Source organism: Dictyobacter arantiisoli (assembly GCF_008326305.1).
Lineage (GTDB): Bacteria > Chloroflexota > Ktedonobacteria > Ktedonobacterales > Ktedonobacteraceae > Dictyobacter > Dictyobacter arantiisoli.
On record NZ_BIXY01000039.1, the window covers coordinates 16,610 to 28,694 of the forward strand.

The following is a 12,085-nucleotide window of genomic DNA, read 5'->3' on the forward strand; positions in this document are numbered from 1 at the left end:
TGAGAATGAAATAGCCCAGATTGGTTGCCAAAAAGACTTTACAAATGCTTCGCATTGATGTATGATAGCTGGGCTGTGCGTAAGGCACACATTTCTAGATGATTTATTCATCGCCGAAGACAGCAAGCATGCCACTGGCATCTAAGCAATCTTTTGAGAAGATTGACTTGCCGAGGGGATAACTATTCCAGAATAGAATTCGCGGCTGGATCACATGATCGCTGCGTATGATAGATAGAGAATAGAGGTTCTCTCCGGCCTTCGGTGCTTTATCGAAGGCATTTTTGTTGCCCTTAAAAGCAATTGTAGGACGGTTTTAGGACTGTCCCTCAAATCAAGCGGAAGACTACTCTGGCTGATCAACAGGCGCCCATAACGCGAATCAGAACCAACAGCGGCAGTCATCCACTGCTTGAACAGCACTATTCGGGAAAGGAGGAGAGCACCTTATGCCAACACAGGCAAAAGCAGGTAAAATTGACGAGTTAACTGATAAGCTGGGTCGTGCGACGATCGCTATCCTGGTTCAAACTCAGGGTTTGAGCGTAAAGGATATGAACGAACTGCGCAAGAAAATGCGCGATGCCAGGGTGGAGTTCCAGATTGCGAAAAACACCTTGCTGCGTATCGCCGCCGAGCGCAACAATATGACCGGAGTCGATAACAAAATCTTCAATGGTCAGTCCGCTGTCGCCTTCGGTTACGAAGACGAAGTCGCCGCGGCCAAAGCTGTCACTGACTACATCAGTACCTCGAAGGTAGCAGTTCTCAAATCTGCCATTCTTGGCGGTCGTTCATTGACGGCCGATCAAGTCGAGGGCATTGGTAAAATCAAAGGTGGCAAAGACCAGTCGAAAGCAGAAGTCGTTGGTACACTCCAGGGACCACTTGCCGGAGCGTACGGTCTATTCACCGCTCCATTACGCGATTTAACGTATGTGCTGCAAGCACGTGCCGACCAACTCAACAGTGGGACGTCCGCTGAATAATTATTAGGAGGAACCAACCATGGCTGTACAAGACATTATCGCCGAGATCGAAAAGTTGAACGTTCTTGGGCTCGTAGAGCTGACAAAGATCCTGCAGGAAAAATGGGGCGTAAGCGCCGCTCCTGTCGCTGCTGCCGCTGCTCCAGTTGCTGCTGAGGCCGCTCCTACCGCCGCTGCTGAAGAGCAGACCGAGTTCGACGCTGTTCTGACCGAGGTCGGTCCTAACAAGATCAACGTCATCAAAGTCGTTCGTGAGATCACTGGTCTGGGCCTGAAAGAGGCCAAAGCCGTCGTTGACGAGGCTCCAAAGGCTGTCAAAGAGGGTGTCTCTAAAGAAGAGGCCGAGAAGATCGCTGCAAAACTTGCTGAGGCTGGCGCGAAAGTCACCATTAAGTAAGATTGCGTCTCCACAGGCACCTCACCAACAAGTAATTGTCGGAGAGGTGCCTTTACGCACATGTTCCATTTCATGCATAGAGGCTTTCAAGGCATGCTGATTCATTGCGCCCTTGAGGTATCCATGTTATAATGCGAACATATATGATAAGCCCACAAGGAACACATGTATACCTGCACAGGTTATATGCACAACTGTAAGGCTTTCCTGTATGTCTCAAAAGACATACCTCAGTATCTTTTCCCAAGCAGATTACATTGGAGGTGATTTAGTAACGTGGCATTGACATTAGAAGAAAAAACCGAAGTTATTGAGAGTGCACGTGTTCATGAGACCGATACCGGCTCTCCTGAAGTACAGATTTCTATTCTGACAAATCGCATCACTCAGCTCACAGAGCATCTGAAAGTTCACAAGCACGACCTCCATTCACGTCGAGGCCTGCTGATGTTAGTTGGACAGCGCCGACGCTTGCTTACATATCTGAGCAAGAAGAGTCCAGAGCGCTACCGCGCGTTGGTGGCAAAGCTGGGCATTCGCGTAAAACTTGGCCCACGCCAGTAAATCTCAGGTTGCTGTGGATGCGGTCGGCGCAAGCATGGCGAGCGCCGTACGTTATGCCCGACCGCTGCTCCATTTTTCTCCGCTTGATCCATTCAGACAGTTGTTAGCACAAGACAAGACGAAACAAAACGAGACAGAACGGACGAGAAATCAAGCCCATCCAGGCAGGGTATCCCCACACAGAAGTACGTGATAGAGTAAAAAAAGAAGACAAGACAGAAAAACCACAAGCAGGTAGAGGCGTGACGAGGATTGCACGCAAAGCTTTACCCTTATAAGTAAAGAATAACTGCACCCAGTTTTAGATGATATGGGATGTGAAAGGCCCTCCACCAAGGATTCCAAGACAGAGATTAAGATAGGGTGCCATTTATCGGAGGAAATATGATTCACCGTCAAGAAGCTGTTATCGGCGGTCGGGTAATGAGCATAGAGACCGGCCGGGTAGCAGAACAGAGTAGTGGCGCAGTGCTATTGCGCTACGGAGATACCATCATACTGGCAACAGTCGTAGGCAGTGACGAGCCTCGCGAGGGTATTGATTTTTTCCCGTTAACCGTTGATGTAGAAGAACGTATGTACGCTGCAGGGAAAATCCCTGGTGGTTTTATCAAACGTGAAGGCCGCGCAACTGAACATGCCATCCTCTCTTGCCGCCTCGCAGATCGCCCACTCCGTCCTCTTTTCCCCAAAGGTTACCGCAACGACGTCCAGGTTGTTATCACTGTACTTTCCGCAGATCAAGAAAACGATTATGATATCCTTGGTATTGTTGGCGCGTCTGCCGCACTCAGTGTTTCGGATATCCCTTTTGCTGGCCCTGTTGGTGCCGTGCGGGTCGGATATATCGATGATCAGTTTGTGATCAATCCGCTCGAGTCACAGATGGCTCAGAGCAAGCTGGATCTCGCGATCGCTGGTACCTCTGACGCTGTGATGATGGTTGAGGCTGGCGCGAAAGAACTGCCTGAAGAGTTGATGCTGGAGGCAGTCCGCATCGGTCAGGAAAGCCTGCAGGATATCATTAAAATGCAGGAGAAACTGGCTCAGCTGACCAATAAGGCAAAACGCCCCTTCGTTCCCGCTCTTGTGGATGAGGCTTTGCGGGTAGACGTCGCGACGTTTGTCCGCCCTCGTTTTGAGGCTGCGGTGAACAACACTGATAAAACCGCTCGCTCCAATGCTCTGGGTCTGGTACAGGAAGAGTTGGTCTCAACTCTGGGTGTCCAGTATCCTGAGCGCTTGAAGGAAATTATCTCCTTCTACGAAAAAGAGCTCAAGGCTTATGTCCGTAACAATATTCTGGACAATGGCGTGCGTCCCGATGGTCGCGATCTGAAAACGATCCGTCCGATCAACTGCGAAGTTGGTTTGTTACCTCGCACCCATGGTTCAGCCATTTTCACGCGCGGCCAGACTCAGGTACTGAGTGTGGTTACCCTGGGTTCACCCGGTGATGAGCAGGTATTGGATGGTCTGAGCTCAAGCGAGAAGAAGCGCTTTATGCATCACTACAATTTCCCACCATATTCCACTGGTGAGAGCAAACCTCTCCGTGGTCCTGGTCGTCGTGAAATTGGGCATGGTGCTCTGGCTGAACGCGCGGTGTCGGCCGTTCTGCCTTCTCCAGGCGAGTTCCCTTATACTATTCGCGCCGTCTCCGATATCCTTTCCTCCAACGGCTCGACCTCGATGGGTTCGGTCTGTGGTACGACCCTGGCTCTGATGGATGCTGGTGTGCCAATTCACGCTCCAGTCGCTGGTGTGGCCATGGGCTTGATCACTGGTGAGGGTGAGCGCGCTGGCAAATGGGCCGTTCTGAGCGATATCCAGGGCATTGAAGATGCACTGGGCGATATGGACTTCAAAGTGGCCGGTACCGCCGATGGTGTCACTGCTCTGCAGATGGACATCAAGGTGAAAGGTATCACCTACGAGATCATGTCGAAGGCTCTTGAGCAGGCTCGCGAAGGCCGCATGTTTATCATGGAGAAGATGCTCGATGCGATCGATGCACCTCGTGAGGAGTTGTCAGAGTACGCACCACGTATTCAGACGATTAAGATCAATCCTGATAAGATCGGCGCTGTTATCGGACCAGGCGGCAAGACGATTCGCAAGATCCAAGATGAGAGCGGAGCCAAACTCGATATCGAGGATGATGGCTCGGTGAATATCTCTGCCACTTCTGGCGAGGCGATGCAGCATGCAATGGATGCCGTACGCGCCCTGACTGAAGAGGTTGAGGTAGGCCACATCTACACCGGTACGGTTCGCCGTATCGTGGATTTCGGCTGCTTCGTTGAGATCCTGCCCGGCAAAGAAGGTCTGGTGCGCACATCACAACTGGCTGATTACCAGGTGGCACGTCCAGAGGATGTCGTTTCGGTCGGCGATGAGATCACTGTGATGGTGATTGAGGTCGATGGACAGGGACGCGTTAACCTCTCACGCCGTTCAGCATTAAGTGGCGAAATGCCAACTGCTGCTGAGATGGAGAGCGAGCGTAGCAATCGTGGTGGTCCAGGCCGTGGCGGCCCGGGTCGCAGCTCCGGTGGCTACGGTATGCGCGGCGGTGATCGCGACGGTGGCCCTAATCGCGGTGGCTATAACAATGATCGCGGCGGTTACAATCGTGGCGGTTATAATAATGACCGCGATAATGGCTCACGTGGCGGTGGCTATGACCGCAATAGCGGTGGGGGTGGTTTCGGCCAGCGCCGTCCAATGGGCGGACCGAGCCGGACACCTAATCCTAATGGCCCTTCCGGACCTCGCCGTGACAACTACGGTCAGCGTCCTGACCGCCGCTGGTAATTCTGCTACATGAATAAGTGATAAGATAAGGCGACCTTTGCTGGTCGCCTTATCTTATAAAGACCTCGGTTATCAATCAGCTTTGAAGAAGGGGTAAAAATGTGATGTCGTCAGAGGAGATTTTACAAGAAGTAGCTGTAGAAGTCTCTACCTGTTCCAGGTGTAAACTCTGCAAAGGTCGCACAAAGGCAGTTCCAGGCGAGGGCTCGCCCACCGCAAAGATTATGTTTATCGGCGAAGGCCCCGGCTATCATGAGGATAAGCAAGCCCGACCTTTTGTGGGACCGGCAGGACAATTTTTGGATGAACTGCTTGCCAGCATCAAGCTCAAACGTTCCGATGTCTTTATTACAAATGTTGTCAAATGTCGCCCCCCCAGCAATCGCGATCCTGAACGCGATGAGATGGTCGCCTGTAACGATTATCTGGATCGTCAGATAGCCGCAATTCGTCCTCAAGTCATAGTAACCCTGGGCCGCTTCTCTATGTCAAAATTCTTCGGCTCAGAGCGTATTAGCGCTATTCATGGCCGTGCCCGCAGAAAAGATGGCTATCTATGTATTGCTATGTACCATCCAGCCGCCGGACTGCATGATCCCAGTAAAAAAGATGTCATACGGCAAGATTTTAAGAAGATACCATTAATTATTGCTGAGGTTGAGCGCCGGGCTGCGTTACGCGCAGCAGAACAGCCCGCACAAACAATCGTCCCTACCTCTCCACAGCAACGTGAACAAGAGCCTCCCCAACAACTCTCACTGTTCTAATCGCACTGCACCATCAATAACCACAAAGAGGGAGCAGATCCCATGAATAGATCTGCTCCCCTTTATCATTACATCATTCAATAAATATATATTAGCAATTCATTAATTGTAGGCCCTGCCATTTCGGCAGGGCTATTCTGTTACGCAACTACATCGGCAGTTTTAACACGGCGATAAGTAAAGAATTGATGGAAGAAGAAGTTGTAGAACAAGACGATGATGATCGCGATAGCCTGTGCGATCAGGGAATTCATATGCAACGCTGAGTTCAATATACTTTCAATAACGCTGGTAAGCACAAGACCAACCAGACCGGTAAGATTGAAACGGCACATGCGTATATACCAGGGGCGATTCTGACCGGGAGCATCGTGGAAGGTATATCTATCATTCAAGGCAAAATTAACCAGTAACGATAGCTCACCTCCTAGCAACGAAGCAAAGGTACTATTGAATGTAGGAGAGACCAGCACCGGAAATAGATGTGTATAAGCAGCCATAATGATCAGGTTGATGACCGCACATGTACCACCGATGATGAGGAATGAGGTGAACTTCATTAAAGAGCCGGCACGGCCCTTGGTGATATGATCCACCTGATCCAATACGGTATTGGCGAGAGCCCAACGTGTAGGGCGATAGCTGGGAAGCTGCTGAAGGGGAGCTACCTGGTCTACCATCTCGACCAGTTCTTCCATAACCTCTTGAGAGGGATTTAGAATTTCTTTTGAATTATTCTGAACGAATGATTGATCCATAAAATTTTATTGTGCTCCAAATTTTCTACATAGTCTAGTACAGTCAAATCGACCTACATGATTCTCAGACGAAAAGAGGATAGTGAATGTAACGGCCCCCCCAAAAGTAATCCATAATGTTCCATGTAAATCAACTCTTTGAGAGTGTCAGCCTCCCGTGGTCTCCACCACACACTAAAAAAGACGTCACCTGCGCATATTTTATGAAGTGTTGCTGAAAAAGTTTAAACTTTTTCAGCAACACTTCATAAAATATGCAGACTTATTCCTCTTCCCCTGCGGAGGCGCCAACGACGAAGGCGTCGACTTGATTGAGTTTGCCACGCCAGTAGGGGAGTTTGACTTTATGTCCGGCACTCATGAGGGTAACATCCCGTAGATGAGCATAGCGGAATATGACAGGTAAGCCTTCCGGGCCAAACTCAGGCTGATCTTCAGGGGGAACAAGCGCGGCATAGTATTCTCCCAGGAAGTCAGCGGTCTCAGGTGATGCATCTCGATACATGCGCTCATGCAGGTTGACATAAAACTGCGCATAGGCCAGGGTACTGACCATGGTGCCAAAGACGAGTAATCCTTGCATCTGTAACATGATCTCTAGCTCCAGGCCTTGCTGTTCGACCAGACGGGCCCAGGATTGGAGCGCGATGTCTTGTTCCTGATAGTCATGAATCCAGATATTACGACGTTCACTGCGCGAAAGGGGACGAAAGCCTGTTTGCGCCAGCGTTTGCTGTAAATTTTCTTTATCATTCTCGGAAAGGTCCGCCATGCCAAATCTCCTCTAGAGCACTCCAGCGTCATCTTTGCTGACACTGGATATGAATTGTTGCTATCAAGTTAAAGTATTGCGTCAATTGTCCATGCCATGAATACGTGGCACAGCTGATTGCTTTTTGTAATAGCATACCATTATTTTGCGTTGCGTCTATATCAACCACAATTCGGGCAGGGCATTCCAATGCTCATGCCCCAACCGCGAGGGATCGGGCCTTCTCTGTGGGGACGATGGTTAAGGATTGTTTTGATCCTGACTCTGATTGTTGTCCTGGTTCTGGGTATTATCCTGTCCCTGGTTCTGGGTATTATCCTGGTTCTGGCTGTTTTTTTCATTTGGATTTTTCTTGTCTCCATTGCCAACATCAGGATTAGGATTGACAGCGATGATGGGCGGAGCATAATAGGGTCCTTCAATGGTCGGTTGCGTGCCATCTATAAACCAGTCGCTGACAGTTGGTTCAGTCAGATGCGGCAGGAGGCCAGTGTAGGCCGAGACAATGTCTTTATGGACGTCAGGAGGCGAAGGGAAGCCATCAGAGGGAAAATGATAGTGTTTGTTGGCCCAGGTCATGACATCATGCCAGATAGGACCTGCTCCGGTGATACCAATGACATTTTCCATGGGCGTGTTGTCACTGTTACCCGCCCAGACACCGACGGCGAGATGGGGTGTATATCCCAGAGTCCAGTTGTCGACAAAACTATCGGTGGTGCCGGTTTTGGCGGCGGCCGGACGATCCAATTCCAGGGGATTCCCAGGGCCAAACTCTTCATAGCGGGCGGGATTGTCCGATAAAATACTACTCATTAAGAAGGCGACCTCTTCACTGATGACTCGCACACCCTGCACTCTCTGAGGATCGAATTTGTAGATGGGATGTCCCAGATTGTCATTAATCTGTAAGATGGTGACCTGGGGCATACGGACTCCTTTGTTGGCAAAAACTGCATAGGCGTTGGTCATATTGAGCAAGGATTCGACGCTCGAACCCAGTGCCATTGAGGCTCCTTGCTGGCTTTTGGGAGTATGCGCAACGTTGGTTAAACCAAAACGGGCCGAGGTATTCATCACGTTGGGAATGCCCGCGAACTCAAGGGCTTGAATGGCGGGCAAATTAAAGGAGTTGGCGATAGCACGACGTATTGTCATGTTATATGCTCCTCGGAAGTGACGGTCATAGTCCAGTGGTCCATAGGGCGTTACGCCATCGGGAAAATATGTGCGGATATCTGGTATGATCATCGCGGGATACCAGCCCATTTCAAACGCGGTGGCGTAGACAAAGGGCTTGAAGGATGAACCGGGCTGGCGTAAGGCATCGGCGGCGGAATTAAATTGTCCTTGTACACGGGGATCATTGGAGGTGTCGTTATAGTTGACGCTGCCATTCATAGCCAGCAGTTGGCCGGTAGTAGGATCGGTTACAACGACGGCCGCATTGTTGAGATTATGCGCGGTTTTGAGATTAGTATAGCCATAGGCATCGACCGCGTTTCCATTGATGCGGCTAGCGGTGATCTTTTCCACCTGCCGTTCCAGATCCAGATCCAGGGTCGTATAAATCGAATAGCCACCATCCACCAGATTACGAGCACCAAAGAGCGGGATCAGCACCTGATCAACCAGATAATCCACAAAGTGCGGGGCATTTTTGACCATGGGCAGGCGTTTAAATTTAAAGTTGACCATCTCTTGATGCGCTGCCTTGCTTTGCGCGGGCGTGATCATATGCAGAAGTAACATATTGTCCAGAATATGCTGCTGGCGCTCCAGGGCGGCGCGCTTGTTATAGAATGGCATATAGGCGGTCGGACTTTGCGGCAGGCCAGCTAATAGAGTAGACTCTCCCAGCGTCATCTCTTCGACAGCGGGGGTACAACGCCCCGATCTGGCACATTTCGGTTGCAGGCCAAAGTAATCCTGAGCCGCCGCCTCAATGCCAAAATTGGTATCTCCATAAAAGACAGTATTAAGATACATCTCCATGATCTGGCCCTTGGAGTAGCGCTGTGTCAGCGCCGTTGCCAGCAGGGCCTCCTCGCCCTTAATTTGCAATGTACGATCCTGGTTTAAGAACAACTGATTTTTAATCACCTGCTGGGTAATGGTGCTACCACCCTGGGTCACATTGTGAGACTTCACATTGGCAACCATTGCACGTGTAATTCCATAATAGTCAACACCGCTATTTGTCCAGAAAGTATGATCTTCAGCGGCAATGGTAGCATTCACCAATGAATTAGGAATATCAGAAAAGGTTACATAGGTGCGGCGACCGGCCACCGCATTACTTCGCGCATCTGTCGCATGATCATACAATTCATAGAGAAGCTTACCCGTTCGATCATAAATATGGGTAGTTTGAAAGAGCGAATGCTGGGCAATCCCATCCAACAAGGGGAGTTGTGACACATAAAAGGCTACGGCAGCCCCGCCAAGGCCTGAAGAGAGAGATACACATAGCGCCATCAACACTAATCCTATGAAGGTCAGGCGCGGCATAAACACAACGTAGAGGCGCTCATGCCGATGCTTCCGCATAAACACGCGGTTAATACGCCGGCGTTTCTGTAACGTCTTCGCATGGGTGCGCAAACGCCTGAGATAAGACAACTCAGTGACCGCAGCCTGGGGCTGAACAACTTTCTCTATGTCATGTGCTTGATCCTGAATGGAAACGTTATCGTGTCCCCCACGCTCAGATGGTAGCAATACACTATCTTGCTCATGTTTATAAATATCATCCATTGGCATGTGACCCTCCTCCACACCCGGCTACATTATTTTTCATATACGCCTCAACATCCTCCAACACCTGCGTAAATAGGTATAATCCGCATAGATACTTTTTTAAATCATACCATAGCAACCTAAAGCATACACCATATGTTCTAATAACGTATCGTTTCTCATCTCTGTTGCGAGTCTATGACCATCTGGCGTAGATACAGATTGGCTACCGCTGGAAAAAGATATATCTACTACTTGCAACCCTCGTCTTAAGCAAACGTAGATTTTTAGTAGGGTTTTTATGCACCTATGAGGTAGGGAGACTATGAGCCAACAGGAATTCATGCCCGAGTCCCAACAAGCACGCGAGGAGGCTCAGGACAACGAAGAAGTAACGATTCAATCGTACAGCCAGTACCGCACCAGCGATATGCCCAAGCGGGATCATCCTGCAGATTTTGAAAACTCGATTCCGCCGTATAGCTATCCAGCACAGGAGCGCCAGCAGCAGAAATCCAGCGAGGCGCAAGCCAACACCAGACAACAGGAGACGGGAACCTATCAGCAGAACCCGCACATCGCTCAACCGAGCAGAATAGAAGAACAGCTTGAGCGTGCTGGGCGACGTTTTTATGCTAAACAACAACGCCGTTTTGAACGTGCACGCAACGGACAGCGAAGCTATGTTCCGCCTCAGGCGAGCAGACGCCGGGCGGCCGGTAGAGCACCGGGCTGGGTGATTGTACTACTCATCGCGGTTGGCTTCCTGGTCCTGCTGCCACTATTGCTGAAACTCTTATTGGCACTCTTTGCGGTTCTGCTTGTGTTAGCGCTGGGGGCCATCTTCGCGATTATACTCGTCCTGTTTATCACTGCTATCGTATTCAAAAACCGCTGGCAGCGCAGTCGTTGGAGATATGGTCCTCCCTTGCGGCATGGACGCATGAGATATACCCGCTGGCGACGCTGAGGATGATAGAATACAATCAGCATGACAGCAGTCGCTCACCGCAAGGATGAGTTCTACGTCTGGCAACCAGCATAAAATGTGGGGCGTTGGTGTTCACCACTTTCCCTCTTCTCCCCCGCCAAAGGCGGCACCCAAGAGAATTGAGAAGTCCTCTCTCTTGCTGGAAAGTTTGACAGCAGGCAGGTGGTTTGTTAGAGTTAGAGGAGCATTAGGAAAAAGTATGACAAGTGAGCCAGACATTGACGGATAAAAACACACCGAATTCAGAAGATACAATACATACAGTGAACGATTTAGATTTAACCAATGTGCGTGAGCTACGTTATATGCTTACCACGCACGGCATGCGTCCAAATAAGGCCTTTGGACAGAACTTTTTAATTGACCGCTCGATTCTACAACAGATCATCGATGCCGCTGCTATTACCCCTGAAGATACCCTGCTTGAAGTGGGGGCAGGGACAGGTGTGCTAACACGTGAACTGGCACAACGAGCAAAACGGGTAGTGGCTGTAGAAATTGAACGGGATATGCTCAGGCTACTGGCAGAGACCACGCATGAATATTCCAATGTCGAATTGATCGCCCGTGATCTGCTCTACTTTAATCCGCTTGAGGTCTTTGGAGAAACAGCGTATAAATTGGTCGCGAATCTGCCGTACTATATCACGGCCCCGACCTTTCGTCATTTTCTGGAAAACACTAATCCGCCACAATTGTTAGTAGTGATGGTGCAATGGGAAGTCGCGCAACGTATCGTAGCGGAGCCAGGCGATCTCAGCCTACTCGGGATAAGCGTCCAATTCTATGGTCAACCCGAAATTATTGCCAGAGTGCCAGCGCGGTCATTTTATCCCGCACCTAAAGTTGACTCGGCTATTTTGCGCATCAATGTAAATAAAGAAGTACGCTTGACCAGAGAGGAGCGGGATCGCTTTTTCCGCGTTGTCAAGGCGGGCTTTACCGAGCGGCGTAAACAGGTGCATAACTCACTGACACATGGGCTGCATTATAAAAACGAGTTGGTTCGGGCGTGGCTTGAAGAAGCTGGCATTGTGCCGAGTCGCCGGGCCGAAACGATCAGCATCGAAGAGTGGATCAACTTATGGAGAGTTATTGAGCGCCAGACCGCCAGCCCGGCCTCATAATCCAATCCTACCCCATTCAATATTCAATGATCATTGAGTGGGGCAAGCACATGTTCTATAATTGAAGCAGCAAAAGGCCAGGAAACGCCATATCATCCACAGCCATATAGCAAACAAGCAAACAATTAATTGTGCGATGTACAATATGTATCATAATTTCACAT

General features: G+C 49.9%; 10 protein-coding genes. 7 read left to right on the plus strand and 3 right to left on the minus strand.

Features of this window, described 5'->3' with window-relative positions:
• Window positions 1-449 precede the first annotated feature (449 nt).
• The 5 genes from rplJ (at window position 450) to F1593_RS14025 (ending at window position 5,534) form a co-directional block, all read left to right on the plus strand.
• Window positions 450-989: a 50S ribosomal protein L10 gene (gene rplJ, locus F1593_RS14005; RefSeq protein WP_149402185.1), complete on the plus strand. Its 540-nt coding sequence runs from the start codon at window positions 450-452 to the stop codon at window positions 987-989.
• Between the two features lie 19 nt (window positions 990-1,008).
• Window positions 1,009-1,386, plus strand: a complete 378-nt coding sequence (rplL, locus tag F1593_RS14010; RefSeq protein ID WP_149402186.1) for a 50S ribosomal protein L7/L12 — start codon at window positions 1,009-1,011, stop codon at window positions 1,384-1,386.
• Between the two features lie 276 nt (window positions 1,387-1,662).
• Window positions 1,663-1,950 (plus strand): 30S ribosomal protein S15, encoded by a 288-nt coding sequence (rpsO, locus tag F1593_RS14015; RefSeq protein ID WP_149402187.1) that lies wholly within the window; start codon window positions 1,663-1,665, stop codon window positions 1,948-1,950.
• Window positions 1,951-2,322: 372 nt separating this feature from the next.
• Window positions 2,323-4,767, plus strand: a complete 2,445-nt coding sequence (locus tag F1593_RS14020; protein ID WP_371873848.1) for a polyribonucleotide nucleotidyltransferase — start codon at window positions 2,323-2,325, stop codon at window positions 4,765-4,767.
• Between the two features lie 104 nt (window positions 4,768-4,871).
• Window positions 4,872-5,534: a uracil-DNA glycosylase gene (locus F1593_RS14025; protein ID WP_149402189.1), complete on the plus strand. Its 663-nt coding sequence runs from the start codon at window positions 4,872-4,874 to the stop codon at window positions 5,532-5,534.
• 140 nt (window positions 5,535-5,674) lie between these two features.
• Here the strand turns inward: F1593_RS14025 and F1593_RS14030 are convergent, their stop codons facing one another.
• The 3 genes from F1593_RS14030 to F1593_RS14040 all read right to left on the minus strand — a co-directional run bounded on the left by F1593_RS14030 (window position 5,675) and on the right by F1593_RS14040 (window position 9,827).
• Complete coding sequence (locus F1593_RS14030; RefSeq protein WP_149402190.1) at window positions 5,675-6,292, minus strand: GtrA family protein; 618 nt, start codon at window positions 6,290-6,292, stop codon at window positions 5,675-5,677.
• A 262-nt stretch (window positions 6,293-6,554) separates the two neighbouring features.
• Window positions 6,555-7,064, minus strand: a complete 510-nt coding sequence (locus F1593_RS14035) for a GvpU-like protein (protein WP_149402191.1) — start codon at window positions 7,062-7,064, stop codon at window positions 6,555-6,557.
• A gap of 240 nt (window positions 7,065-7,304) precedes the next feature.
• Window positions 7,305-9,827, minus strand: a complete 2,523-nt coding sequence (locus F1593_RS14040) for a transglycosylase domain-containing protein (RefSeq protein ID WP_149402192.1) — start codon at window positions 9,825-9,827, stop codon at window positions 7,305-7,307.
• A gap of 301 nt (window positions 9,828-10,128) precedes the next feature.
• On the opposite strand from F1593_RS14040, the gene F1593_RS14045 reads away from it, so the two are divergent.
• Window positions 10,129-10,773: a hypothetical protein gene (locus F1593_RS14045; protein ID WP_149402193.1), complete on the plus strand. Its 645-nt coding sequence runs from the start codon at window positions 10,129-10,131 to the stop codon at window positions 10,771-10,773.
• Between the two features lie 284 nt (window positions 10,774-11,057).
• On the plus strand, window positions 11,058-11,921 hold the full coding sequence (rsmA, locus tag F1593_RS14050) for a 16S rRNA (adenine(1518)-N(6)/adenine(1519)-N(6))-dimethyltransferase RsmA (RefSeq protein WP_216368869.1): 864 nt from the start codon (window positions 11,058-11,060) through the stop codon (window positions 11,919-11,921).
• Window positions 11,922-12,085 lie beyond the last annotated feature (164 nt).